Annotated in this window: 30 protein-coding genes; 27 read left to right on the top strand and 3 right to left on the bottom strand. The window is 46.8% G+C overall.

Annotation, left to right across the window (positions count from 1 at the left end; translation table 11 throughout):
* Positions 1-4 precede the first annotated feature (4 nt).
* The 4 genes from MS_RS00485 to MS_RS00470 all read left to right on the top strand — a co-directional run bounded on the left by MS_RS00485 (position 5) and on the right by MS_RS00470 (position 4916).
* On the top strand, positions 5-556 hold the full coding sequence (locus MS_RS00485; RefSeq protein WP_011199287.1) for a DUF3486 family protein: 552 nt from the start codon (positions 5-7) through the stop codon (positions 554-556).
* A complete protein-coding gene (locus tag MS_RS00480) occupies positions 553-2088 on the top strand; it encodes a terminase large subunit domain-containing protein (protein ID WP_011199286.1) in 1536 nt (511 codons plus the stop codon). The genes MS_RS00485 and MS_RS00480 overlap by 4 nt, the downstream gene beginning before the upstream one ends.
* A gap of 109 nt (positions 2089-2197) precedes the next feature.
* Positions 2198-3646 carry a DUF935 domain-containing protein gene (locus MS_RS00475; protein ID WP_011199285.1) on the top strand — a complete coding sequence of 483 codons (1449 nt, stop codon included), beginning with the start codon at positions 2198-2200 and terminating at the stop codon, positions 3644-3646.
* Positions 3639-4916, top strand: coding sequence for a phage head morphogenesis protein (locus MS_RS00470; protein ID WP_011199284.1), 1278 nt, complete (start codon positions 3639-3641; stop codon positions 4914-4916). Before MS_RS00475 ends, MS_RS00470 begins: the two co-directional genes overlap by 8 nt.
* A 264-nt stretch (positions 4917-5180) precedes the next feature.
* Here the strand turns inward: MS_RS00470 and MS_RS00465 are convergent, their stop codons facing one another.
* On the bottom strand, positions 5181-5414 hold the full coding sequence (locus MS_RS00465) for a hypothetical protein (protein ID WP_011199283.1): 234 nt from the start codon (positions 5412-5414) through the stop codon (positions 5181-5183).
* Positions 5415-5474: 60 nt separating this feature from the next.
* Here MS_RS00465 and MS_RS00460 point away from each other — a divergent pair, with 60 nt between their 5' ends.
* From MS_RS00460 to MS_RS00415, 10 genes are all read left to right on the top strand, one after another.
* Complete coding sequence (locus MS_RS00460) at positions 5475-5936, top strand: phage virion morphogenesis protein (protein WP_011199282.1); 462 nt, start codon at positions 5475-5477, stop codon at positions 5934-5936.
* A 227-nt stretch (positions 5937-6163) separates the two neighbouring features.
* Entirely contained in the window at positions 6164-7273 is a 1110-nt protein-coding gene (locus tag MS_RS00455) for a hypothetical protein (RefSeq protein WP_041639442.1), read from the top strand.
* Positions 7274-7315: 42 nt separating this feature from the next.
* Positions 7316-8260, top strand: coding sequence for a major capsid protein (locus tag MS_RS00450; RefSeq protein WP_011199280.1), 945 nt, complete (start codon positions 7316-7318; stop codon positions 8258-8260).
* Positions 8261-8349: 89 nt separating this feature from the next.
* Positions 8350-8586: a hypothetical protein gene (locus MS_RS00445; protein WP_011199279.1), complete on the top strand. Its 237-nt coding sequence runs from the start codon at positions 8350-8352 to the stop codon at positions 8584-8586.
* Positions 8586-9020, top strand: a complete 435-nt coding sequence (locus MS_RS00440) for a gp436 family protein (RefSeq protein ID WP_011199278.1) — start codon at positions 8586-8588, stop codon at positions 9018-9020. The genes MS_RS00445 and MS_RS00440 overlap by 1 nt, the downstream gene beginning before the upstream one ends.
* Before the next feature lie 2 nt (positions 9021-9022).
* Positions 9023-9511, top strand: a complete 489-nt coding sequence (locus MS_RS00435) for a Gp37 family protein (RefSeq protein ID WP_011199277.1) — start codon at positions 9023-9025, stop codon at positions 9509-9511.
* 27 nt (positions 9512-9538) lie between these two features.
* Positions 9539-10933: a phage tail sheath family protein gene (locus MS_RS00430; RefSeq protein WP_011199276.1), complete on the top strand. Its 1395-nt coding sequence runs from the start codon at positions 9539-9541 to the stop codon at positions 10931-10933.
* Between the two features lie 13 nt (positions 10934-10946).
* On the top strand, positions 10947-11465 hold the full coding sequence (locus tag MS_RS00425) for a phage major tail tube protein (RefSeq protein ID WP_011199275.1): 519 nt from the start codon (positions 10947-10949) through the stop codon (positions 11463-11465).
* 88 nt (positions 11466-11553) lie between these two features.
* A complete protein-coding gene (locus tag MS_RS00420) occupies positions 11554-11835 on the top strand; it encodes a phage tail assembly protein (protein ID WP_041639440.1) in 282 nt (93 codons plus the stop codon).
* A gap of 17 nt (positions 11836-11852) precedes the next feature.
* Positions 11853-11984 carry a GpE family phage tail protein gene (locus MS_RS00415; protein WP_011199273.1) on the top strand — a complete coding sequence of 44 codons (132 nt, stop codon included), beginning with the start codon at positions 11853-11855 and terminating at the stop codon, positions 11982-11984.
* Between the two features lie 12 nt (positions 11985-11996).
* On the opposite strand, the gene MS_RS00410 is transcribed toward MS_RS00415, so the two are convergent.
* Positions 11997-12287, bottom strand: coding sequence for a hypothetical protein (locus MS_RS00410; protein WP_041639438.1), 291 nt, complete (start codon positions 12285-12287; stop codon positions 11997-11999).
* A 40-nt stretch (positions 12288-12327) separates the two neighbouring features.
* Here MS_RS00410 and MS_RS00405 point away from each other — a divergent pair, with 40 nt between their 5' ends.
* From MS_RS00405 to MS_RS00345, 13 genes are read left to right on the top strand one after another with little or no spacing between them, the layout of a single operon-like run.
* Positions 12328-15066: a phage tail tape measure protein gene (locus tag MS_RS00405; protein WP_041639437.1), complete on the top strand. Its 2739-nt coding sequence runs from the start codon at positions 12328-12330 to the stop codon at positions 15064-15066.
* Positions 15066-16010, top strand: a complete 945-nt coding sequence (locus MS_RS00400) for a phage tail protein (RefSeq protein ID WP_011199270.1) — start codon at positions 15066-15068, stop codon at positions 16008-16010. Before MS_RS00405 ends, MS_RS00400 begins: the two co-directional genes overlap by 1 nt.
* Entirely contained in the window at positions 15988-16221 is a 234-nt protein-coding gene (locus tag MS_RS00395; protein WP_011199269.1) for a tail protein X, read from the top strand. Before MS_RS00400 ends, MS_RS00395 begins: the two co-directional genes overlap by 23 nt.
* Entirely contained in the window at positions 16214-17278 is a 1065-nt protein-coding gene (locus MS_RS00390) for a phage late control D family protein (protein ID WP_011199268.1), read from the top strand. Before MS_RS00395 ends, MS_RS00390 begins: the two co-directional genes overlap by 8 nt.
* Positions 17265-17801: a phage baseplate assembly protein V gene (locus MS_RS00385; RefSeq protein ID WP_011199267.1), complete on the top strand. Its 537-nt coding sequence runs from the start codon at positions 17265-17267 to the stop codon at positions 17799-17801. The genes MS_RS00390 and MS_RS00385 overlap by 14 nt, the downstream gene beginning before the upstream one ends.
* A gap of 54 nt (positions 17802-17855) precedes the next feature.
* Positions 17856-18218, top strand: a complete 363-nt coding sequence (locus tag MS_RS00380; RefSeq protein ID WP_041639435.1) for a GPW/gp25 family protein — start codon at positions 17856-17858, stop codon at positions 18216-18218.
* Positions 18219-18227: 9 nt separating this feature from the next.
* Complete coding sequence (locus MS_RS00375) at positions 18228-19325, top strand: baseplate assembly protein (protein ID WP_011199265.1); 1098 nt, start codon at positions 18228-18230, stop codon at positions 19323-19325.
* Positions 19318-19896, top strand: coding sequence for a phage tail protein (locus MS_RS00370; protein WP_041639434.1), 579 nt, complete (start codon positions 19318-19320; stop codon positions 19894-19896). The genes MS_RS00375 and MS_RS00370 overlap by 8 nt, the downstream gene beginning before the upstream one ends.
* Positions 19897-19914: 18 nt before the next feature.
* Entirely contained in the window at positions 19915-20805 is an 891-nt protein-coding gene (locus MS_RS00365) for a phage tail protein (RefSeq protein WP_011199263.1), read from the top strand.
* Positions 20806-20816: 11 nt separating this feature from the next.
* The gene (locus MS_RS00360; RefSeq protein ID WP_011199262.1) at positions 20817-21575 is read left to right on the top strand and encodes a hypothetical protein; all 759 of its coding nucleotides are present in this window, start codon (positions 20817-20819) and stop codon (positions 21573-21575) included.
* Positions 21568-22053 (top strand): hypothetical protein, encoded by a 486-nt coding sequence (locus MS_RS00355; RefSeq protein WP_011199261.1) that lies wholly within the window; start codon positions 21568-21570, stop codon positions 22051-22053. Before MS_RS00360 ends, MS_RS00355 begins: the two co-directional genes overlap by 8 nt.
* A complete protein-coding gene (locus MS_RS11065) occupies positions 22054-22182 on the top strand; it encodes a hypothetical protein (protein ID WP_011199260.1) in 129 nt (42 codons plus the stop codon).
* A gap of 17 nt (positions 22183-22199) precedes the next feature.
* Entirely contained in the window at positions 22200-23024 is an 825-nt protein-coding gene (locus tag MS_RS00345) for a hypothetical protein (RefSeq protein ID WP_011199259.1), read from the top strand.
* A 175-nt stretch (positions 23025-23199) separates the two neighbouring features.
* Here the strand turns inward: MS_RS00345 and MS_RS00340 are convergent, their stop codons facing one another.
* On the bottom strand, positions 23200-23955 hold the full coding sequence (locus MS_RS00340; RefSeq protein ID WP_011199258.1) for a DeoR/GlpR family DNA-binding transcription regulator: 756 nt from the start codon (positions 23953-23955) through the stop codon (positions 23200-23202).
* Positions 23956-23996: the final 41 nt, after the last annotated feature.

Genomic DNA, 23996 nt, shown 5'->3' with positions numbered 1-23996 from the left:
CACGATGGCACCCCGTTCCAGTATTGAAAAACTGCCCGAAGATGTCCGCCGTTGGTTAGAGCGCGCTTTAACCGAGAACGGTTTTTCCGGCTATGTGGAGCTTGAAGAACTGCTGAAGGAAAAAGGTTATCAAATCAGCAAATCGGCGATTCATCGTTATGGGCAGAAAATCGAGCGCCGTTTCAAGGCAATCAAAGACAGCACCGAAGCCGCGCGCATTATCGCCGAAGGGGCGGAAGATAAAGAAGACAAACGTAGTGAAGCCTTAATGGGCTTATTGCAATCGTCACTTTTCGAAGCACTGGTGGATATTGAAGATGCTAAAGAAGATGAAAAAATGTCGCCGATGGAAAAATTCCAGGCGCTCAGTTTTGCCGGTAAAAATGTCGCGTCGCTTATCCAAGCCAGCACCAAGCTGAAAGCCTATCAGGCGGAAGTCAAACAACGGGCGGAAGCTGCGGCGAAGGAAGTCGAAAGAGTCGTGAAGAAAGGCGGATTAAGTGATGAAGTTGCTGATGAAATTCGCCGTAAGATTTTAGGTATTGCAACCAAATGAGCAAACAACAAACCGTAGAACTTGATCTCAATCCTATTATGCAGGCGCTGTCACGTACGCCGATGGTGTTGCTTGGCTATCAAAAACGATGGTGTGAAGATACTAACCCCGTCAAGGTGGTAGAAAAATCTCGTCGTATCGGTTTAACCTGGGGGGAAGCAGCCGATTGCGCCTTACTTGCTGCGAGCAACAGCGGTATGGATGTGTGGTATGTAGGCTATAACAAAGATATGGCACTCGAATTTATTCGGGATTGTGCCAACTGGGCGAAATTTTACGGGCTTGCCGCCGGTGAAATCGAAGAAACGGAAGAAGTCTTCAAAGAAGGCGATGAAAAAGAAAGCATTTTAGCCTTCACCATTCGCTTTGCCAGCGGTTGGCGTATTACCGCACTATCCAGCAGCCCGTCAAACTTACGTGGTAAACAAGGTTTAGTCATTATTGATGAAGCCGCATTCCACCCTTGCTTAAGCGAATTACTCAAAGCCGCAATGGCGCTCTTAATGTGGGGCGGTCGGGTGCATATCATCAGCACCCACGATGGTGTGGATAATCCATTCAATGAACTGATTCAAGAGATTCGAGAAGGCAAAAAACCGTACAGCTTACACACGATTACCTTCGAAGATGCCATGAAAGACGGCTTGTATGAACGTATTTGTCTACGTACCAATCGGGCTTATTCGAAAGAAGGCGAACAGCAATGGGAAGCGGAAATTAGAGCGTCATACGGCGAAGATGCCGCGGAAGAATTGGATTGCATTCCGAAAAACTCCGGCGGCAAATGGTTATCCCGTGCGCTTATCGAAAGCCAAATGCATTCGCATACGCCGCTTGTGCGTAAAGAAATGGCGCGTGATTTTGAACTCATTGACGAACCGGTGCGTGCCAAAGAAATTGCGCAATGGCTCCAAGAAGAAATTCAGCCGCTTTTAGATGATCTTGATAAAAATAGACCGCACTTTTTAGGTGAAGACTTTGCCCGCAAAGGTGATTTAACCTCGCTCGTAATTGCCGCACAACAACCGAATTTAACCAATGAAATTCAGTTTATTGTCGAGCTGGGTAATATGCCGTATGCCCAACAGGAACAGATTGTGCTTTACATTTTAAAAGCCTTGCCATTGTTCAGCGGTGCGGCATTCGACGGTGGTGGTAACGGTGGTTCATTGGCGGAAAAAGCCCGCGACGCCTTTGGCGAAAGTTTGATCCATATTATTCAGCTGAGTGAGAAATGGTACAAGGAAAATACCGCACCGTTTAAAGCAGCGTTAGAAGACGGCACATTGACCAAATTGCCGAAAAATGCCGATGTATTGGCAGACTTGCGCGCCTTCGAAATCGTGCGCGGTGTACCGCGTATCCCGGATAAACGGGCAAAAAGCGTGGACGGCGGCAAAAACAAACGCCACGGAGATACGGCAATCGCCTTATTACTCTTGCACTTTGCCACCCGGCAGGATGTACGATTGCCGGTTGTCGCGGTCACCCGCCGCGCACGGCGTAGCCAAACTATTAGTGAAGGATATTAGCCATGATTGCATTTGTAACGCTTGTTCTCTCAGGCGCATTTTTACTATTTTACGATAAGCCCTTTTGGTGGGTATTCGTTGTCTTGGCTTGCTTTGTGGATTATGAAAAATGAAAAAGAACTTAGTTAGCGAAATCGCCACCCGTGCGAGAAGTATTGATTTCTGGGCGTTTGGCTATTATCTGCCAAATCCTGACCCGATTTTGAAAAAAATGGGGAAAGACATTGCCGTTTATCGTGAATTACTTTCCGACGGACAAGTGCGTTCCGGCGTGCGTCGCCGTAAAGCGGCGGTGAAAAAGCTGGAATGGCGGATTACCACGACTAACAACGCAAAAGTGGACGAACAGCTTGAGCGGATTTTCAGCCGTTTAAAGATGAATCACATCATCACCGAAATGCTGAATGCCGCCTTATACGGTTACCAGGTCAGCGAAGTGATGTGGGGTGAACGGGACGGCTTGTTTGTGCCGTTAGAAATCATCGGCAAAAAGCCGGAATGGTTCGTGTTCGATGAAGACAATCAACTCCGTTTCCGCACCAAAGAAAATTGGGTCACCGGCGAATTATTACCGGAAGACAAGTTTTTGCTGACAACTCAGGAAGCCACCCAAGACAACCCGTACGGGCTGGGCGACTTGTCCCTTTGCTTTTGGGCGGCGACGTTCAAAAAAGGCGGTCTGAAATTCTGGTTGGAGTTTACTGAAAAATACGGTTCGCCCTGGTTGGTCGGTAAACATTCGCGCCAAGCGCAACAACCGGACAAAGACAGACTGGCGGACAGCCTGGAAGCCATGATTGGTTCGGCTATCGCCGTTATTCCGGATGACAGCAGCGTAGAGATTATCGAATCTTCCGGCAAAGCCGCCAGTGCCGATACCTATGAAAAATTCCTGAAACATTGTAAGGCGGAAATCAATATTGCTTTACTCGGACAGAATCAAACCACCGAACAGGAAAGCAATCGCGCCAGCGCACAAGCCGGGCTTGAGGTGGCGGAGGATATTTGCGCCGATGACCGCGCGATGATTGAAGAAACCTTCAATACCCTGTTGCAATGGATTGTGAAATACAATTTCAACGTAGAACAGTTGCCGCAGTTTGAATTTTTTGAACAGGCTGAAATCAATACCACCCAAGTGGAACGCGACACAAAACTGCACGGCATGGGCGTGCGGTTTTCTAAAACATATTTTCAGCGGGAATACGGTTTTGAAGACGGTGACATTGAAATTCAGCAGGCGCAAAGTGCGGTCAAAAATCCGCAGGTTTCCGAGTTTGCCGAACATAATCAGCAAGGCTTACACCCTATTGCCGACGGAATTATCGAACAACTGGAAATCGAAGGTGAAAGCCAGGTGGACGATTGGTTACAAACGGTGAAAGACCGTCTAGCTAAGGCGGACAGCCTAGAAGACTTCCGCAATCAACTGGACAGCCTGATTCCGGAATTAACGTTCGCCGAATACGGCAAATTGCTGGCGATGGCGTCCACCGTATCGGAATTAGCCGGGCGCCAATCCGTTAATGATGAACGCAAGGTAAAAGGCGATGAGTAAATTCACCTTCGAGGAGCAGGCGAAGTATTTCGAAAAGAAGCTTAACCTGAAAACCGACAACTATTTGGATGTACTTGGCGAAGAACACGACTACTTTTTTATGGTCGCCGGCGCCAATCGCAACGAAGTGCTGACCGCCTTGCGTGAAGCGGTGGATGCCGCCGTGCTGAAGGGTGAAACCCTAGATGGCTTCCGCCGGCGCTTTGATGACATTATTGCCAATACGGGTTGGGAATATAACGGCGGACGCAACTGGCGCACCCGTATTATTTACGACACCAACGTGTACGGCGCCTACAACCGCGGACGGTTGCAACAGCATTTAGATATGGCGGAAGATATGCCCTATTGGGAATATCAGCACAATGATAACGCTCATCCGCGCGAACAACACATGGCATGGGACGGTTTGGTGCTGCGCTATGACGACCCGTGGTGGCGTTATCATTACCCGATTAAAGCCTACGGCTGTCACTGTACCGTCGTGGCGCACGATGAGGCGGATTTACGTCGTTACGGCAAGAAAGTAGGCACGGCGCCGGAAATCGAATTCGAACAGAAAACCGTCGGTATCCGTTCCGGCAATCCGCGCACCGTCACCGTAGCAAAAGGCACCGACGTCGGATTCACCCCGTGGAACTTCGACCGCATTAAACAGCGGCGCAACGCATCCATCGATTCGGTGTTAATGCAAAAGCTCATCACCGCCGCACCGAAATTTGCCAGCCTGTTGGTGGAAAATATTCTGGAACGCCCGCTGGCGGTGACGATGTTAAATGCGGCGATGAAAGATATGGTGGATACGGTCGCCGCTGAGAAAGTGGCACGCGGACAGCTGAAATATGTGGGGGTGCTGGCGCCGGAAATTATTGAAAAACTGACCGCACTTGATAAAGCCCCGCAAACGGCGGTGATTGCCGTGCGTGATGAAGATGTTTTACATGCTTTGCGTGATAGCAAACAAGCAAAAGGCATCAGTTTGCCTGTTGAGTTTTGGGAAACGTTGCCTGAAAAATTGCGTAATCCACAAGCTATCTTATTACAAGCCAAAGAACAGCAACGGGATAAAAATGCAAAAGATGTGTTGTTATTTGTCTACGATACTGAGCAAGGCAAAGTAGCAATCAAAATGGATTATGAGGTGAAATTGAAAGGTCAGCTGAGTAAAAAGAAACTGAAACACAGCTTGAATATGGTAACAACGGGAAGTTTATTTAAAGACACGACAGCGTTGCATGACTTTGACGTGTTATGGGGAAGTTTAGATTAACTCGCAAGTTTGCCTGATTCGAACAGGATAATACCCCTTTTACAGCGTAACCTTTCCAGTAGGAAACCCCTTGCGAGTAGGCTTAATATAAGCCCAAACTGTTTTTTAATCAATAGGAGAAATAATGAACATTCTAGTAAACTGGACAGAAGCGGCTATTGCTATTCAAGAAAGAGAAAAACAAACTCCAAGCAAAACAGGTCAAGAAATGTTAGCACGCACACTTGAACTGCACTGCTCGGAGCTTGGCGATGAGGATTACCTCTATTTGTCTTTGCTGGCTGAATCACTGAACTCTGCTAAAAAGCGATTAACTGCAAAAGAGTACGCTTTCTTCCGTGTCGGATCTGCCGCCCATGCGCTTAATGAAGCAACATCTAGCGTTTCACCTTGACGCAGTTTTTGTTCCGCCCATTCAGCCAAAGCTAACATCAACGATGATTTGTAGCCTGCTTCTTGAACACGAGCTAAAGCCGCATTAATTTTTTCTTGTTCCATAGGAACTCCTTTTATCGGCGTGGCAACATTACCACGCTGATATTTTAACGGAGAACAGACATGATAAAAATTACCTTAGACGACACCCAAGCCGTTAAAAAACTGCAATCCGTTGCCGCCCAACTCAAAGCGCCGCGCCGCTTGTATGCCTTACTGGGCGAGGAATTAAAGAAAATCCATGACGACCGTTTCAAAACGGAGAAAGACCCGAACGGCAAACCCTGGACGCCTCTTGCCGCCAAAACTCTGGCGCGGAAACGTAAGCGCGGTAAATCGCTGAAGATTTTGCGTCAAGACGGTAATTTGGCGAACAAAACCGCCTATAATATCTTGGATGATGGCGTGGAATTCGGTTCGCCGGAAGTTTATGCGGCGTTACACCAATTCGGCGGTAAAGCCGGAAAGGGGCGTCAGGTTACTATCCCGGCACGTCCGTGGTTGGGCGTGAACAAAGAGAACGAATATTATCTACTTAAAAAAGCGGTCTCACACCTGCAAAAATCGCTGGGAAAAATCAAATAACCCGCTAAAATCAAAAATAAGCCCTAAAAACGCCGCTGTGCGTTTTTATTTTAAGTTCGATAAATTATTGCTCCAATCCGTTTATGGGTGTTTATAAACACGCATAAACGCCCTAAAACATCATTCACGCCCGATTTTCTGTCTGCACACCTCTTTTTTATTCTTTAAATGCGATTAAAAGCGCAACCCCCGTTAATTTTCTATGATTGCCCCGTAACGGAGGCAATATGACCCAAATCGAAATTTTCAAAGCAGGTAAACGCTTGGACGCCCATGGCACCGAAGTGGATATTACCGTCGAAGATCTGCAAGACACCGTCAAATTTTACAACCCCGAATTCCATGAAGCGCCCTTGGTGATCGGTCATCCCAAATTAAACAACCCGGCATGGGGCTGGGTGAAAGGCTTAAGCCTTGACGGCGATGTACTGAAAGCCGATGTGGACGAAGTGGACGCCGAATTCGCCGAAATGGTGAAAAGCGGCAAATTCAAAAAAGTTTCTGCGGCATTTTATTTGCCGAACAGCCCGAATAATCCGCACAAAGGCGTACTGTCACTGCGCCACGTGGGATTTCTGGGGGCAATGCCCCCGGCCGTTAAGGGCTTGAAACAGGTGGAATTCGCGGAAGACGACGACTTCCTGGAATTCAGCGATTGGGGGCAAGCCAGCCTGTTCAGCCGTCTGCGTGAATGGATTATCGGCAAGTTCGGCATTGAAGACGCCGATAAAGCCCTACCGCACTTTGAAGTGGAATGGTTGAAAGAAGACGCGATGCGCGACCAGATTCAAAAACAGGTGCAGTCCGAACAAGTCACACCTGAACCGATTTTTAACGAACCCCAGAAACCCGAAGGAGAAACTGGAATGACACCTGAAGAAATAGAAGCTTTAAAGGCGGAGAACGAAAAACTGAAAGCGGAAAAAGCGAAAGCGGAAGCCGCCCAGGCGGAAGCGGCGTTGGCGGCGGAAAAAGCCGGTAATGCGGAATTCGCCGAAGGCTTGGTTAAACAGGGCAAACTTGCCCCGGTCGTGAAAGACGCCTTAGTGCGCGCACTCGACAATCTTGCCGACCTGAAAGCGGGGAAAGACCCGGAATTCGGGGAAGGCGAAGAACAGGACGTATTAAGCCAATTTAAGACCGCACTTTCACAATCGCCGAAAATCATTGAGTTCGGTGAAGTGGCGACCTCGGACAAAACGAAAGACACGCCGCCGGACGAAGTGGAATATGCGGAAACGGACGACCCTACCCGCATTGAACTCGATCGCCGTATTCGTGCGTACATGAAAGAACATAATGTGGATTACGTCACCGCCTTAGGCGCCGTGAAGTAATTGACACGTTAACCCTATCAATATCAACCAAAGGAAATAAAAATGGCAGGACAAAAAGTAGCGACTCGCCTAACAGATCCCGTCTTAACCCAATATGCGTTGGGTTATCACAATAACGAATTCGTGGGCGAATTATTATTGCCAATCGCCGATGTACCGAAAGAAGGCGCACGCTTGCCTAAATTCGGTAAAGAAGCTTTCGTAACCGAAAACGACGAACGCGAATTGCATGCGGCAAGCAACAAAATTACGCCGGCGAAAGTCACCACGGAAGACATCGCATTAGGCGAAAAAGATTTAGCCTATCCGATTGACTACCGCGAAGGTAAAGAAGCGGACTTCGACTATGAACAATTCGCCGTCGATTTAGTGATGGAAAAAATGGCGCTGAATCGCGAATTGCGCATCAAAGCCTTAGTCACCAATGAAGCCGCATACGGTGCGAAAAACAAAATCGTGTTATCCGGTACCAGCCAGTTTAGTCATGCGGATTCGCAATTATTTAAAGTCTTTGATGACGCGTTCGAAGCCGTGCGCATGGCAAGCGGCAAAAGCGTGAACCGTATTGTGATTTCATCTAACGTCTGGACGGCGATTCGCAATCACAAAGAAGTGTTGGATATTTTGAAACAGCGCGGTTTGAAATCCCTTTCACCGTCATTATTCGCCGAATTAATCAAAGGTGAAGGTCAGGACGATTTGCAAATCGCTATCGGTCGTGCAAGTTACACCACCCAATTAGACCAAGATACGCAACCGGTATGGGAAAACGACATCGTGATGGCGTACGTACCGCAAAAAGCGGCGGACGGCAAACACAAAATGTATAAACCGTCCTTCGGTTATACCTTCCGTCGTCAAGGCGCCTTTGTGGTGGACAAATACGACGAAGTGGGCGGCAAGGTGTACAACGCGCGCGCCACCGACATCAACAAAGAATATTTGTTAATGACGGACGCCGGTTACTTAATCAAATCCGCGGTGTAAAACGCCCGTTCTTTTGACCGCACTTTAGGCAAAACGGTCGCTGGCGACCGTTTTCAAAACAGAAACAACATTACACATAAGGAAACAACATGGCAAAAGTGACTGCAACCGTAAAAGGCAGCCCGTTATTGCACAACGGCAAACGTTATGACATCGGCGCCACTATCGAATTGGACGAAGCGCAGGCGGAAAACCTAGGAATTTATTTGGACATCGTAAAACCGGTGGGAGACGGCAATAAGCAAACCGGCAATAAACAAACCGATGGCGCGAAAAAAACGCAACAAAAAGACGCCGGTAAAGGCGACGAATCTAAGGTTGAATAATGTACGTAACGATTGATGAGCTCACCACGGCATTTGCCCGTAAAACGCTGGTGCAGTTAAGCAATGACGAGCCGACGGCGACGGAGCCGAATTTAACCGTGCTGGACACCGCGATTAAAGTAGCGGAGGAACGGATTGATGCGGCGTTACGTTCCCGTTACACCCTGCCGCTTACGCAAGTGCCGACGCTCATCAGTCAGCATGCATTAACCCTTGCCCGCTATTGGCTGTATGCGCGCCGTCCGGAAACCAAAATGCCGGAAACCGTGAAAGAAACCTACACTCAGGCGGTGAAGGAACTGGAACAAATTGCTAACGGCAAATTGCATTTAGGCATTGCGGAAAGTGCGGTAGAAAAATCGAACGATTTACTGCCGGACAACAGCGAATACGAAGTGCGGGCGACTCAGCGCATAAATACCGACGGATATTAACGATGTCAGCCACCCAACCAATTCTGAACGATATTGCACAATATTTGAAAGAAAATTTGCCGGAATGGGATGTGGAACTCTTTCCCAACAACCCCGGGACGTATTCTTTATCGCATATTAACGGGGCGGTGCTGATTAGTTACCTGGCAAGCAAATTCGAAAAACCGCGTACCACGGAAGCGGTGCTGCAAACCCGGCATGTACAAGTCGCCCTGACGGTACTGACCCGTGATTTGCATGATGATGAAGGTGCGTTGAATTTGCTGGATAAGTTGCGCTTATTGATGGTGGGGTTCCGCCCCGTAAATTGCACCGAGTGCTGGTTGGTGGACGAATTTTTTAACGGCACCGACGAAGAAACCGGTATCTGGCAATATCAACTGATATTGCAAACGGAAACACAACAGGTGCAACAGATCCAGACGCAGGATTTGCCGAAATTTGTCACCGCACATTTACGCCGCGCAGATCAATCTGTGCGACCGGATTAGAAACCTAAGAAACCATAGGAGAAGATTATGGCTTTTCACCATGGCTCGGAAACCAAACGTGTAAACGGCGGTTCCGTAGCAGTCAGCACCGTAGACGGTGCGATTATCGGTATCGTCGGTACTGCACCCATGGGCGCAGTAAACGAATTGACCGTCTGTTTAACCAAAAAAGACTTTTCACAGTTCGGTACCATTTTAGACCAGGGCTTTACTTTGCCTGATGCCTTCGACATTTTGGCGCGCTACGCCAGCGGTCAGGTGTATGTGGTCAATGTGTTAGACCCGGCGAAACACCGCACGACAGTGACGGACGAAGTGTTAACCCAGGACAGCGACACCCTTGTGGCGACCACGGCAAAGAAAGGCTTAATTAGCGTCACTAACGTCAAATTAGGCGGTTCGCTATTAACCGAAGGCGAAACTTACAGTGTCAATCTCGAATCGGGCGAAATCACTTTAACCGTGGCGGCGGGCGAACAAGACTTAACCGCAAGCTATGTGTATGCCGACCCTGAAAAGGTCACCGAAGATGACATCAAAGGCGGTGTGGACAGCTTAACCGGTAAACGCCAGGGCTTTGAACTCTTACGTGACGGTTTTAACCTGTACGGTGCGGACGCCAAAATTCTGATTTGCCCGGAATACGACAAAACCGCCAGCTGTGCGGCTGCCCTGGCAACGCTGGCAGACCAAATGCACGCCAAGGCGTACGTTCAGTTACCGAAAGGCACGAGCCTATCCAAAGCGATTCAAGGTCGTGGTTCACTCGGTACGATTAATGCATCGGCTTCCAATGAAAACGTGCGGCATTTCTTCCCTTATGCACTGGGGTCAAGCAATAACCTAGAAAGCCTTGCTACGCATGCCGCCGGTTTGCGTATGAAAGTAGACGTGGATGAAGGTTATTGGTTCTCAACCTCGAATCACGAACTCAGCGGTGTTATCGGTATGGAAATTCCGCTGACCGCACGTGTGGACGATATTCAATCGGAAACCAACCGCTTAAATGCGGTGGGGATTACCACGATTTTCAACAGCTTCGGCACGGGTTTTCGCTTGTGGGGTAACCGCTCATCAAACTATCCGACCGAAACGCATATCAGCTGTTTTGAAGTGGCGTCCCGTACCGGTGATATTATCGACGAATCTATTCGTCAGGCGGAATTACAGTTCATTGATAAGCCGATTGATGACGCCTTAATCGATAGTTTTATTGAAACTATTGATACTTTCCTGCGCAGCCAAAAATCGCTGGTAGGTTATTCGGTGGGCTTGGATTATGACTACGATTTAGTGGATGCCTTCAGTCAGGGTCAGATTCCGTTAATTTACGATTACACGCCGAAAATTCCGGGCGAGCGGATTAGCAATAAATCCGTGATGACTCGTACTTATTTGGCGAACCTGGTATCACAACGATAAGGACAGATAAACTATGAGTATTGCGATTAATCAAATTGTGAATGCCAATGTGTACATCGACGGTAATTCACAAATCGGCAAGGCGCAACAAATCAAAATTCCCGATATTGAATTTGAAATGGTTGACCATAAGGGGCTGGGCCTTTTCGGTACCATCAAACTGCCGTCCGGCGCCAAAGCTATTGAAGGCGGCGTGAACTGGGACAGTTATTACCCGGAAGTGCGTGCGAAGCTGTACAACCCGTTCAAAAACTTCCAACTGCAATGCCGTTCAAACTTGCAAGTATTTAATGCGCAAGGGTTGGCGGCGGAAGAGCCGATGGTCACTATCATGAATGTATCCTCGGTGAAAATCGGCGGCACGGATGTGGAGAGCAAGGAAAACGCCAAATTCGACGATACCTTTGCGGTGCATTCCATCAAGCAAACCGTTGCCGGCAAAGAAATTCTGTTTATTGATGTATTTGCCAATATTTTCCGTGTCAACGGCGAAGATGTATTAAGTAAATACCGCACCAATGTCGGTCAGTAAACCTTTAAATCTCTTTAAAATCTCTCCGACGGCAGTCGGCGTAAACTCCATTGTGAAGTTAAACAATAACCCACAATGGAGTTTTTTTATGTCCCAGAAATTAGATGATTTATTGGTTTTCCGCACTATCCAGTTGGATTATCCGATTAAAGACGGCGAAGGCAATACCGTGACGGAACTGAAGATGCGCCGCGCAAAAGCCAAAGATATGCGCCGCATGAGTGCACAAAAAACCGAAGCGGAACAGGAAATCTTTATGTTTGCCCAGTTGGTCGGTTTGGTGCCGGAAGATATTGACGAATTGGATATTGCGGACTACGGCAAACTGCAAAAAGCCTTTACGGAGATGGTGCAGGGAAAGTCAGCCTAGACGGCCTGGATAACGCCTTGGCGGATCTTGCTTTTTGGTTTGGGTTTTCCCATTCGGAATTGGAAGAAATGACGCTGAATGAAATCGAACGGTGGCTTAAACAAGCCAAACGGCAGATTGATGCCAATTATACGAAAGCCGCTGTTTAGCGGCTTTGTTTGTTAATGGTGAGCTTTTTTCAATTCGGTTTCGGCTGTTCGCCATAAGGTTTGCTGAATATTGGTCAGCGCGCCATGACGGGCTTGCAACCATTTTGGCGCACTTGCCGGCATGTTGATGTTAACCAGGTATTTATCCGCTGCAATCAGCACCGGCGCAAGCAACAGCAAGCCGAATAACACGGCGGTCATTAGCGGGTAATAGTACAAGCCGACCGAAAGCATAGCCAATCCCGCCACCGTCATCAGTAACCAGGCAAATACCAGAAACAGGGTATCAATAAATTTAAGCATATCGCTTTGCCTCCGTAGGAATCTAAAGGAACTATAAAGCATGTCATCCAATTTATCAATCGCTTTAATGATTGGCGCCAGTGTCGGCAGTGCGATTGCCGGACTCAACCGGGTAAAAAGCACGATTGCCACATTGCGGGATCAGTCTGTTGCGACCTCCGCCAAGTTGAAAACGCTCGGAAAAATGACCGCACTTGGCGTAACCGGTGCCTTGACCGGCATTAAAGCCAGCGGCAATGCAGTGCTGGGTTTGGCGGAACCTGCGATGAAATTCGAATCCGCCATGGCGGATGTGCAAAAAGTCGTGGACTTTAAAACGCCGGAAGGTTTTAAAAATCTGTCCAACGATATTCTGGATATGACCCGCACCATCCCGATGGCGGCGGAAGAACTTGCCGCGATTACCGCCTCCGGCGGTCAGTTGGGCGTGGCGGAAGAAGATTTGAAAAGCTTCACCACCACTATTGCCAAGATGTCGGTGGCGTTTGATATGTCCGCCGACGCCTCCGGGGACGCCATGGCAAAAATCGCCAATGTCTACGGCATTCCGATTACCAAGTTGGGCAATTTAGGCGACGCTATTAATGAGCTGTCCAATAACTCGCCGGCAAGAGCGGCGGATATTGTCAATGCCATGAGCCGCGTCGGCGGAACGGCAAAACAGTTCGGGTTAAGCGAAAATGCGGCGGCGGCACTGACGAATTCCTTCATTAGTTTAGGTAAAGCGCCGCAAGTCGCCGGCACCGCCATTAACGGCATGCTGACTAAATTAATGACGGCGGAGAAAGGCGGCAAAGCCTTCCAGGGCGCCTTAAATCAAGTGGGCATTTCCGCTAAACAGTTAAAGCGCAATATCGCCAAAGACGGGCAAGCGGCGTTAGTGGATTTTCTAAAACGATTGGAAAAACTGCCGAAAGACAAAGCCATGGGCGTGTTGGTTGATCTGTTCGGGCGTGAATATGCCGATGATGTCGCCGTATTAGCCGGCAATGTGAATGTGCTGGATAAAAGCCTGAGAACTTTGCAGGAAACCGACGCCAACGGCAATTTAAAATATCTCGGTTCCATGGAGAAAGAATTCGCCTCCCGTTCCGCCACCACGGAAAACGGATTGAAATTATTAAGCCAAAGCACGGATGAATTCTTTAAAGTTGTCGGCGCAAGATTTTTACCGATTATTAACACGGTTTCCGGCGGTCTGGCGAAACTGATGCACCGTGTGACGGATTTTGCCAAAGAACATGAAGGCTTGGTCGATACCTTTATTTATGTCGGCGGTGCTATTGCCGGAGTGGTGACGGGATTTTCCGCATTAAGCGCGGTTATCGGCGTTTCAGGCATGGCTTGGATTGGTCTGTCTAAGCCGATAGGCATGTTCGTCAGCGTATTGGGGACGGTGTTCAAGTGGCTGAAATTAGGCGGTTTGTTGTTTGCTACCTTGGGCGTCAAAGTGCTGGATATGGCGCTCACATTCGGTAAAGCCATGTTTATGATGGGGCGTGCCCTGCTGACGAATCCTATCGGTCTGGCGATTACCGGTATTGCCCTGGGTGCATACCTGATTTGGGATAACTGGAGCTGGTTAAGCGCTAAATTCGGCAGTTTATGGCAAACCGTTACCGGATATTTCTCGGCGGCGTGGGACAATATCAAAGGGTTCTTTTCCTCCGGTATCGGTAACATCACCGCCACCATTCTGAACTGGTCACCGTTAGGATTGTTCTATCAAATTTTCCGCCCGGTAATGAGCTGGTTCGGCGTGGATTTGCCAAATAGCTTCAGCGGTTTCGGTAAAAATATCATTGACGGTTTAGTCAATGGTATTCGACGCGCCTGGAACGGTGCGAAAGATTGGGTTATTGGCTTAGGGCAATCTATTAAAGGCTGGTTTACCGGGGAAATGAAAATCCATTCTCCGAGCCGCGTCTTTATGGAATACGGCGATAATATCGCACAAGGTTTGGCAATTGGTGTAGCAAAAAATGCGGTATTGGCGGCTGACGCCGTATTGGCAATGGGCGACAAAATGAAAAATGCCGCACCGAAAAGCATTCCTTCGCCGGTTACACAGCCAATGCAGGTTAAAACCCCAGTACAGGATATGGCGGATTTTGCTGTAGATATGGCAAAAAACGCTATTACAGTCCCCATAAAACCGGTTGCGCAATCGGTAACGCCGGTAATCAAAAAATCGGCTAAGCAAGTCTCAAAACCGGCATTAATACAAAGTGCGGTCAAATCCGAACAGGTTTTGGCGCCAAGTGTTCAGACTTCTGAAATGCCAACGCCTGTAACGATGAAAAACGCACGCCTGCAATATATCCAACGAATGCAAACGCTGGATAAAATGCAAAGTACAGTCAAATCTGAGCCACTTTTTACACCGGTAAAAACTATAGCGGAACCGATTTTAAGTAAAGAAAAAGGCTTTTTCGGTTCGCTTTGGGACGATGTGAAATTTGGGGCAAATGTTGTCGGCAACTTGCTCGGCTTAAGCCAACCGAGCCTGAAAACGCCTGACTTTAACCCTAGTGCAGGCGGTCGAGATTCGTTGATTTTCAGCGATTATGAACCGCTGAACAGAAATGCCGTTTCACAACGTACAGTAAACCAAGATGCAGGCGGCATTGTCGTAAACTTTAACCCAACCATTAATGTAAACGGTAATGCTCCGCAAGGTGTGACAGAGCAAATCACGCAAGCCTTGCAAATGACCGCCCATGATTTCGAGCGATTGTTAAATCGCGTGTTAGACCAACGTCAACGGAGAGCCTATTAATGTATTTTATGTTGGGCGATATCGCCCTTGAGGCCATTGATTTAACCGAATTTAGCGAAACCTTTGCCGCTGAATTTGCCGAACATGCCGTACTCAAAGGCAAACCACGGTTGCAAGCAATGGGTGAAAAACTTAATGAATTGAGCTTTGCTATTCGTCTGCACCACAAAATCGGTGGTGTAGAAAGTCGCTATCAGGCATTACTTACTGCCAAAGCGGAACAAAATGCCCTTGCGTTGATTTGGGGGCGTGGAAAATATAAGGGTAATTATGTAATCACGCAGCTTTCTTCCACCACTCTGTTTACCGATAAATACGGCAATGCATTGTGTCGTGAAATGACGATTTCACTTAAAGAATTTGTGGGTGACAGCGAAGACAGCTTATTCGGTGATGCCTTGAATTTTGGTAGCAATTCGCTGTTAGGCTCGATATTGCCAAGCGGTGTTGTCAGCACGCTTTCCACGGTTAAAAATGCCGTTAGTCGTGGTGTAGAACTTTACAACCAAGGCAAGCGTTTAGTGGACGAAGTGCAAAATACCGTAGCCGTCATACGAAAATTTGCTGACGACCCGGCAACGGCACTCGGTTATTTGCCCCTTGCTTTGCGGAATTTGGACGGAGCGTTAGGCAGTTTTGGCGAAATCACGGGATTGAGTGATACGCTAAGTGGGTTATCGGATTTATTACCAAGTGCGGTCAAATTTAGTCATAAAATTGATGATATTTATACCGACTTACAAATATTGAAAGACAGTTTCACCAATGCGTCGGGCAATGATTGGTCGAATTGGTTCACGCCTGCGGATAATGCTTTATCGTCAGTCAATGAAAGTTTTGATTATCTCGCTAAACCTGTGGCGGAAATGACGGCTTGGATCGTGTTGCGTGCTGATGATGAACCAGATACGGAGAAAGACAATGACGACACAGACCTTGCTTAAACATATCGTCAAACAGGGCGAACGTTGGGATAACTTAAGTTATCAGTATTACGGAGATGCCTTGGAATATGGACGGATTATTGATGCCAATCCGCATATCAGCTTTTGCGAAGTGTTGCCGACGGGCGTGACCATTTATATCCCCGTGTTAAATGTGAAACCAACCAGCAATGAAAATATGCCGCCTTGGCTAAGGGGAACAAATGAGTAACGTACCAAAACCTGACTTTTCATTGTGTTATGAGAAAACCAACATCACAGCAGATATTGAACCGCGCTTAGTACAGTTTACTTACACCGACCATTTGGAAGGACAAAGCGATGAGTTAACGGTGGAATTTGAAGATATCAGCGGCAAGTGGGTGCGCCAATGGTTTCCGACCCAAGGCGATAAATTAAGAGCGGCGATTGGTTATAAAGATTCGTTGTTGGTTGATATTGGTGAGTTTGAAATTGACGAAGTGGAATACCGCTATAAACCGTCCACCATTAATTTAAAAGCACTAAGCACAGGCATAAGCAAAGCGAACCGCACACTAAAACCGAAAGCCTACGAGAACACCACACTGGCGCAAGTGGTAGCGAAAGTGGCTGATAGTTTGAAGCTGAAACTGGTCGGTAAAATCAAAGCCATTCCCATTAAGCGGATTACGCAATATCAAGAGCGTGATGTGGAATTTTTGGCACGTCTTGCTCGTGAATATCATCACAGTTTTAAAATTGTGGGTAGTCAGCTGATTTTTACCGACAAAACCGAACTGGGGAAAAGCGAGCCGGTTTTGATTTTGGAAGAACGTGACACCATTAGCTTGAGCTTGCGAGATCGCATTAAAGACACCGCAAAAGCGGTGGACATCAGCGGTTTTGATGCAAGCGGTAAAAAAGTGGTAAAAAAACGCAAAAAAGCGACCGCACTTCGCCCTAATTTAAAACAGGTAAAAGCGTCAAGTGAAGACACGCTGAAAGTGGTGACCCGTGGCGAAACCCAAGAGCAAATCGACGCTCGTGGCGAAGCCGCTTTGGCAGAACAAAATGACAACCAAACCGCAGGCAATATTACGTTAATCGGTAATCCTGAACTGGTAGCAGGAGCGACAATTTTGCTCAAAAATTTAGGCGTATTTAGTGGTAAGTATCTGATCAAATCTTCTCGCCACAGTTTCGGACGAAATTCAGGCTACACCACCGAGATTGAAGTGCGAATGTTGGAATTTATCGCTGATGATCTAATCACATTAGGAATGGAGAAAACCAATGCAAACGCATAATTTCGGCGCCACTTATCAAGAAGGTATTGTGACTGAAGTGGACGCCGCCAAGCACAAAGTGCGGTGTAAAATCCCCGCGCTTGAAGATTTGGAAACCGCGTGGCTGCCTTTTCTTACGCCCAACGCGGGCGGTAATCAGTTTTATTGCTTGCCGGATAAGGACGAATTGGTGGCACTTTTACTGGATGCCCGTGGTGAAGGCGGCTGCGTGCTGGGGGCAATTTATAACGACCAAGATCCCACGCCCGTTGCTAATGCGGAAATATGGTGTCATAAATTTAAAAACGGCACTGAAATTTCGCACAACCGCAAAACAGGCGATGTGGTTGTGAATACGAAAGGACATGTTACCGTTACCGCTGGTGCTGGCGCTACAATTAACGCGGATACAGTTGTAAATGGAAAATTGCATGCAACAGGCAAAATCACTTCAGGCGAAGAAGTATCTGCACCGAAAGTGAAACAAGGCACTGTTGAGTTAGGCACGCATACGCACGGTAGCAGTCCACAGCCGAATAAATAATTCTTTAACTTGGTTTAAAATCCAAAATTCCTTCCGCCCCCGATAATGGGGGCTATGAATACACAAATCCAATCTACTCACTGGCAATTAGCCCCTGAAACCGACGGTGTTTCCGTTGTTTCAGGCGTTGATGATATTCATCTTTGCATTGCGAATATTCTTTCTACCCAGAAAGGCACGGACATTCTACGCCCCGAATTTGGCAGTGATCATTTCAAATTTATTGATTACCCCGAAGATGTAGCTGTGCCAAATTTTGTGCGTGAAATCACGCAAGCCTTGCAGAAATGGGAAAACCGTATTGTGATTGATGAAGTGTTAGTGGACGGAGAAGCACCGCATTTTACCTTTACGGTGTCCTGGTCTTTAACCGATGACGTTTACCGTGAAATTTATCGAACACAAGTGCAGCAGTAAGGTTTAGTAATGACAGAAGCAATCAAAATTATCAATGATGACGTGAAAATCGTGTTGGCGGAAACCATTGCGGACTACGAAAAACGCACAGGCAAAACCTTGCGACCTGCTCATATTGAACGCTCAATTATTCAATCCTACGCCTACCGTGAACAACTGGTTCGTCAAGGGATTAACCACGCTTTTTTACAAACCTTTCCGCAATTCGCCACAGGCTTGGCGTTGGATTTATGCGGCGAGCCGATGGGCTGTTACCGCTTATCTGACCTACCTGCGGAAGTGACCTTGCGTTTTTCCGTGGAAGGCGATCACGACGCAGTGGTTATTCCCGAAGGCACTCTGGTTGCGGCGACCGATAACGTGGTGTTTGCCACCGATACGGAAGTCCGCATCAGCTCAACGGAGTCTTATGTGGATGTGGTTGGCATTTGCCAAATCACTGGCGCGGTGGGCAACGGTTGGCAATTAGGGCAAGTAAAAACGCTAAAAAGCACACTCGATGCCAAGGTTACCGTCAGCAATATTGATGTGTCGGATAACGGCATTGATACCGAAAGCGATGACGATTATCGCAAACGGATTTTACTCGCCCCTGAAGCTTTTACCACCTGTGGTTCGGTGGCGGCTTACGAATATCACACTCGTAGCGTGTCGCAATATATCGCCGATGTAGATATTGCCACGCCCGTTGGAGGTACGGTGCAAGTGACGATACTCACTAAGCAAGGTCTGCCGTCGTCGATTCTGCTCAACAAGGTTAAAGACCATATCAGTGGCGAAAAACTCAGACCTTTGTGTGACACGGTTGTAGTGAGTTCGCCTGAACGTGTGGCTTATTCCGTGGTCGCCAATTTGGATTTACTCGAAACCGTGGCAGAAAGCGACGTGAAAGTTCAAGCTGAAGCCGCTTTGCGTGCCTTTATTTCATCTCGCACGCAGCTACTTGGGGCAGATATTGTGCCGTTAGATATTCAAGCTGCCTTAAAAGTGGCTGGTGTCTATAACGTCACGCTGGCCAGCCCAACACTTACCAAACTCACCAAACAACAATGGGCGGAATGTGAAAGCATCACAATAAACATCAATGGGGAACGGCAAGATGGCTAAGTTGCAATACCCTGCGATTATCGAAACGGACAAAAAATTCACCGCACTTGCCGACCTTGGCAAGCGGTTAAATTCGCTCGATAAATCGCAAATAATGACCAGTTTCACCTACCTTGTGCCAACGGCATTTTTAGAATTGCTGGCTGAAAAATGGAGTGTAACAGGTTATGACGGCTGGCTTTTGGCTGAAAGTGAAGATGCCAAACGTAAGCTGATTAAACGTGCGGTGGAATTGCACCGTTATAAAGGCACGCCGTGGGCAATTCGAGAAATTATTCGCCAACTTGGCTTTGGTGAAGTGGAATTTTTAGAAGGACTGTTTGACAAGCGTCGTGATGGCTCTTTCGTGCGTGACGGCGCTTACTTCCACGGCGACCGAAGCAAATGGGCGCATTATCGTGTGATTTTAAAAACAGCAATTACTAATGAACAAGCGGCACTATTACGCAAAACATTACGTGTTTTTGCACCAGCTCGGTGTGTGTTAGCAAGTTTGGATTATCGCACGGTAGCCCTACAACACAATGGCAAAGCAACTCGCAATGGGCAGTACAACCGTGGTACGGCTTAATCAATTTAAGGAGAGTAAATGGCAAGTTTAATTTTAACCCCTGAATGGGCAGAAGAAATTTATCAGTTAGAAACATCTGACCCTGTAATGGGTGGACCTGACGGCATTGACAATCGTCAAGCTATTCAGCTTGGAAAACGCACGGAGTATTTAAAGCAAGATGTCGAAAAACGTGCGCCCATCGCCAGCCCAACGTTCACAGGCACACCGAAAGCGCCCACAGCGAAAACTGGCACTGCTACCGAACAGCTTGCGACAACGCAATTTGTGTCGAATGCGATTTCTGCCTTAGTTGGCAGCGCACCAGAAACATTGGATACGCTTGCCGAAATTGCGCAAGCCATGGGCGAAGACGAAAGCCTCAAAGAAACGCTTCTAGCCGAAATTGGCAAAAAAGCCACAAATGAGGCATTTTCTACACTCAAAAATCTGCTCATCGGCATTCCTTTCCCTTATCCGCTCTCTGCCGTGCCTGATGGCTGCTTGGCGTTTAATGGGCAAACCTTCAGCACCACCACTTACCCAGAGCTGGCGAAGAAATACCCGTCTGGCAGGCTGCCTGATTTGCGAGGCGAATTTATTCGAGGTTGGGATAATGGGCGAGGCGTGGATAGTTCACGAGAGTTGTTGCGTTCGCAGGGTGCGGAACTCTCAGCACACACTCATTATGTAACTGTTACTCGATATGCTAATAGTTCGGGAGAATTCGGTGCGAAGATCTCCACTTTTTCAGCTATCAATAACTCTGGCTGGTTATTGAGTGGCGCTGACGGTCTGTTACTTGCAGCAAACAAATCAGGTGAGATTGTCAGTGAAAAAAATAGTGTAGCTAACTTAATCTCAAATACAGGCGGGAACGAAACTCGCCCTCGAAACGTGGCATTTCAATATATCTGCTTGGCGAAATAAGGAAGTGAACAATGACAGTACAATTTGATAATCAAGGCTTTGCGATTGAGAGCGGTTTTATGACCGTTCATGTGATTGATGCACAAGGCGTTTATGTGCACAGCGAAGAACAATACATCAGCGAAGGTGGTAGCTTGAGCGCTAATGCCGTATTGAGTGAACCGAAAGCCGCTAGACAAGGCTTTGCGGTGCAATGGACAGGCAAAGTGTGGCAATACGTCGAAGACCACCGTGGCGAAGTTTATTACAACACGCAAACCAAAGCAGAAGTCACCATCTCGGAATTGGGAAAAATTCCCGAAAATCTGACCGCTTTACAGCCATCAGACCCGAATTGCGAATGGAACGGCGAGGTATGGGTATTGAGGGCGGAGAAACAAGCTGAGTTGAAAGCGCAAAAGTTACAGCAATTTATTGATGGTGTGGATAATAAAGCTTCTAGAATTTACAGCATTTGGACACGGTTTGAAATCGAATACGCCCAACGTGAAGCGGCTGCGGTAGCCTTTAAAGCAGCAAACTATCAAGGCGAAGTAAGCCGTTTTATTGCTGATTTTGCTACTAAGGCTGGTATTGATAATGTCACGGCAACCAATTTAATTTTGGTGCAGGCAGAAGGCTTGCGTAAATTATTGGTGGAACTGGCTAATCAGCGCATGCGTAAGTACGAATTGAAAAAGCCGAACTTAACCGAAGATGAAATGCAGACAATTTATGACGACATTATTCAGCAAATGGACAACCTAGCGGAGGCATACAACAATGGCTAATCAAGTGTATTTGGCGTTATATAAAAATAAGCGTTCGTGGGCAAAAGAACCGTGGAAAGCTTTTGCCGATGCAATCACTCGTAACTTCACTAAAGGTGATTTTAGCCATTGTGAATTAGTCGTTGAACGCCGTCAATTTACGAGCGGCTCACACTATGAACATGAAGTGATATACGACTGCTATTCATCATCAGTGCAAGATAAAGGTGTGCGTTGCAAACAAATCAATGTGCGTGATGGAAAATGGGTTCTTATTCCTCTACAAAATGTTACTGAGGAACAGATTAAGCACTATTTCGAGCAAACTAAAGGCAAACATTACGACTGGTGGGGCGCATTAGGTGTAGTACTCGGTATTAAGCAAAAACGCTCAAAATACTTCTGTTCCGAGTGGTGCTTTAATGCAATCTTCGCGACCGAAGAAGGCTGGCGTTTCAGCCCTAATCAATTAGCTGTGATGTTTAAAAAAGGATATTAAATGAAGAAAAATCTAGTGGCATTAGCCGTTGTAGCAATGGCAGCACAAGCACATAATCCTAAAAGCAAGCAAGCAAGCAAGCAAGCAAGCAAGCAAGCAAGCAAGCAAGCAAGCAAGCAAGCAAGGTAAGTGTAAAGGAGTCCGCAATGTTTAAGCAAGCTCCTTTACCATTTATTGGGCAAAAAAGAATGTTTTTAAAACATTTCGAACGTTTGCTTGAAGACATCCCGAACGACGGCGAAGGCTGGACAATTATTGATGCTTTCGGAGGTTCAGGTTTACTAAGTCACGTAGCAAAACACCTAAAACCGGAAGCGACGGTAATTTACAACGATTTTGACGGCTATGCAGAACGCTTGGCACATATCGACGATATCAACCGCTTACGCCAAGCAATTTATCCTCTGTTAGCGAATTGTGCAAAATCCAAGAAAGTGCCGAATGATATTAAAACTCAAATTATCGACGTGATTAAAGGCTTTGACGGCTATATCAACGAACATATTTTATGTTCGTGGCTATGTTTCAGCGGTCAGCAAGTGAAAACTCTCGATGAGCTATTTAAAGAAGATTTTTGGAATTGCATTAGAAAGTCTGATTATCCAAGTGCAGATGGCTATTTAGATGGTATCGAAGTAGTGAGCGAGAGCTTCCATACATTGCTGCCAAAATACCAAACAGACCCGAAAGCATTGTTTGTATTAGATCCGCCATATTTATGCACACAACAGGCAAGCTACAAGCAGGAAAACTATTTTGACTTGATAGATTTCTTGCGTTTAGTTCATCTAACACGTCCTCCTTATGTATTCTTCAGTTCTTCTAAGTCTGAGTTTGTGCGCTTCATCGAGGCAATGATTGAAGATAAATGGGATAATTGGCAGGCGTTCGAAAATTATGAGCGTGTTATCGTGAAAACTTCTTCGAGTTACTCAGGAAAATATGAAGACAATATGGTGTTTAAGTTTTAGAAAATAGTAATACCGTTTCAATATATGAAAAAAAAGCGAGATGGTGAATTATCTCGCTTTTTTTGTGCAGTTATGTCGGCGCGCTTTAGAAGATAAGCGGGATTCCGATGCGGAATAATAGCAAAGCCCGTTAATTTAAAACTAGCGGGCTTTGTTCAATAATAAAAATTAATAACTAGGCAAACGCCACCGAGAGATCCAGCTCATTAAGCGCTTTTTGAGCGCTTTGCGGTAAATTATGATCAGTAATAATATCGGTAAGTCGATTTAGCTCGATCACCTTAAACAAAGAGCATTTACCATATTTACTGCTATCCGCCACTAGCACCTTTCTGCGCGAATTTTGTAACAAACATTTCTTCAGGTTCGCTTTATCTTCCGTCGGTGCCGTAATTCCCCGTTCGATAGACCAGGAATTACAACTCACAAAAGCAAAATCCGGGTTAATGTTCTGCAACAAATCCAATCCGTGTTGCCCAATGCAGGATTGACTGCTTTTATCAATTGCTCCGCCGGTCATCACAATATCAATTTGTTTATATTCCGAAAGCAGCAAGGCGATATGTAAATCACTTGTAATCACTCTTAAAGGAATATTGACTAATTTTTTGGCAATACATAGTGTCGTGGTCCCCGCATCCAATAATACGGAATCCCCTGGTGAGATTAGCGATACCACATAATCGGCGATATTCTCTTTTTCCGTCACATGCTGATATTGCTTTTCATTGGTTGTGGGTTGGTATGGGAAGGAATCCCTTAAACTCACTCCGCCATGAGTTCGATTGATAATGCCGGCATCATCTAGTTTGATTAGGTCGCGACGGATAGTCGCAGGCGATGAATTAGTGATTTTAACTAATTGTTCAACTGTCGCCATATTGTGGCTTCTAAGAAATAATTTTATAGCGTTTTGTCTATCCACAGACATAACAGATTCTCCTTTAAGTATTTAATACCCTTAAAGAAATC

Source organism: [Mannheimia] succiniciproducens MBEL55E (assembly GCF_000007745.1).
Classification (GTDB): domain Bacteria; phylum Pseudomonadota; class Gammaproteobacteria; order Enterobacterales; family Pasteurellaceae; genus Basfia; species Basfia succiniciproducens.
The sequence above is the reverse complement of the archived record's forward strand: the minus strand, read 5'-3'. Positions and strand labels throughout refer to the sequence as shown.

Excerpts from the sequence above, each read along its gene's own strand:
- MS_RS00450 (WP_011199280.1), top strand. The coding sequence starts at position 7,316 with ATGGCAGGACAAAAAGTAGCGACTCGCCTAACAGATCCCGTCTTAACC.
- MS_RS00345 (WP_011199259.1), top strand. The coding sequence starts at position 22,200 with ATGTTTAAGCAAGCTCCTTTACCATTTATTGGGCAAAAAAGAATGTTT.
- MS_RS00440 (WP_011199278.1), top strand. The coding sequence starts at position 8,586 with ATGTACGTAACGATTGATGAGCTCACCACGGCATTTGCCCGTAAAACG.
- MS_RS00385 (WP_011199267.1), top strand. The coding sequence starts at position 17,265 with ATGCAAACGCATAATTTCGGCGCCACTTATCAAGAAGGTATTGTGACT.
- MS_RS11065 (WP_011199260.1), top strand. The coding sequence starts at position 22,054 with ATGAAGAAAAATCTAGTGGCATTAGCCGTTGTAGCAATGGCAGCACAA.
- MS_RS00445 (WP_011199279.1), top strand. The coding sequence starts at position 8,350 with ATGGCAAAAGTGACTGCAACCGTAAAAGGCAGCCCGTTATTGCACAAC.
- MS_RS00390 (WP_011199268.1), top strand. The coding sequence starts at position 16,214 with ATGAGTAACGTACCAAAACCTGACTTTTCATTGTGTTATGAGAAAACC.
- MS_RS00380 (WP_041639435.1), top strand. The coding sequence starts at position 17,856 with ATGAATACACAAATCCAATCTACTCACTGGCAATTAGCCCCTGAAACC.
- MS_RS00485 (WP_011199287.1), top strand. The coding sequence starts at position 5 with ATGGCACCCCGTTCCAGTATTGAAAAACTGCCCGAAGATGTCCGCCGT.
- MS_RS00405 (WP_041639437.1), top strand. The coding sequence starts at position 12,328 with ATGTCATCCAATTTATCAATCGCTTTAATGATTGGCGCCAGTGTCGGC.
- MS_RS00480 (WP_011199286.1), top strand. The coding sequence starts at position 553 with ATGAGCAAACAACAAACCGTAGAACTTGATCTCAATCCTATTATGCAG.
- MS_RS00420 (WP_041639440.1), top strand. The coding sequence starts at position 11,554 with ATGTCCCAGAAATTAGATGATTTATTGGTTTTCCGCACTATCCAGTTG.
- MS_RS00475 (WP_011199285.1), top strand. The coding sequence starts at position 2,198 with ATGAAAAAGAACTTAGTTAGCGAAATCGCCACCCGTGCGAGAAGTATT.
- MS_RS00365 (WP_011199263.1), top strand. The coding sequence starts at position 19,915 with ATGGCAAGTTTAATTTTAACCCCTGAATGGGCAGAAGAAATTTATCAG.
- MS_RS00355 (WP_011199261.1), top strand. The coding sequence starts at position 21,568 with ATGGCTAATCAAGTGTATTTGGCGTTATATAAAAATAAGCGTTCGTGG.
- MS_RS00395 (WP_011199269.1), top strand. The coding sequence starts at position 15,988 with ATGACGACACAGACCTTGCTTAAACATATCGTCAAACAGGGCGAACGT.
- MS_RS00360 (WP_011199262.1), top strand. The coding sequence starts at position 20,817 with ATGACAGTACAATTTGATAATCAAGGCTTTGCGATTGAGAGCGGTTTT.
- MS_RS00460 (WP_011199282.1), top strand. The coding sequence starts at position 5,475 with ATGATAAAAATTACCTTAGACGACACCCAAGCCGTTAAAAAACTGCAA.
- MS_RS00455 (WP_041639442.1), top strand. The coding sequence starts at position 6,164 with ATGACCCAAATCGAAATTTTCAAAGCAGGTAAACGCTTGGACGCCCAT.
- MS_RS00370 (WP_041639434.1), top strand. The coding sequence starts at position 19,318 with ATGGCTAAGTTGCAATACCCTGCGATTATCGAAACGGACAAAAAATTC.
- MS_RS00400 (WP_011199270.1), top strand. The coding sequence starts at position 15,066 with ATGTATTTTATGTTGGGCGATATCGCCCTTGAGGCCATTGATTTAACC.
- MS_RS00470 (WP_011199284.1), top strand. The coding sequence starts at position 3,639 with ATGAGTAAATTCACCTTCGAGGAGCAGGCGAAGTATTTCGAAAAGAAG.
- MS_RS00410 (WP_041639438.1), bottom strand. The coding sequence starts at position 12,287 with ATGCTTAAATTTATTGATACCCTGTTTCTGGTATTTGCCTGGTTACTG.
- MS_RS00375 (WP_011199265.1), top strand. The coding sequence starts at position 18,228 with ATGACAGAAGCAATCAAAATTATCAATGATGACGTGAAAATCGTGTTG.
- MS_RS00430 (WP_011199276.1), top strand. The coding sequence starts at position 9,539 with ATGGCTTTTCACCATGGCTCGGAAACCAAACGTGTAAACGGCGGTTCC.
- MS_RS00425 (WP_011199275.1), top strand. The coding sequence starts at position 10,947 with ATGAGTATTGCGATTAATCAAATTGTGAATGCCAATGTGTACATCGAC.
- MS_RS00465 (WP_011199283.1), bottom strand. The coding sequence starts at position 5,414 with ATGGAACAAGAAAAAATTAATGCGGCTTTAGCTCGTGTTCAAGAAGCA.
- MS_RS00435 (WP_011199277.1), top strand. The coding sequence starts at position 9,023 with ATGTCAGCCACCCAACCAATTCTGAACGATATTGCACAATATTTGAAA.
- MS_RS00340 (WP_011199258.1), bottom strand. The coding sequence starts at position 23,955 with ATGTCTGTGGATAGACAAAACGCTATAAAATTATTTCTTAGAAGCCAC.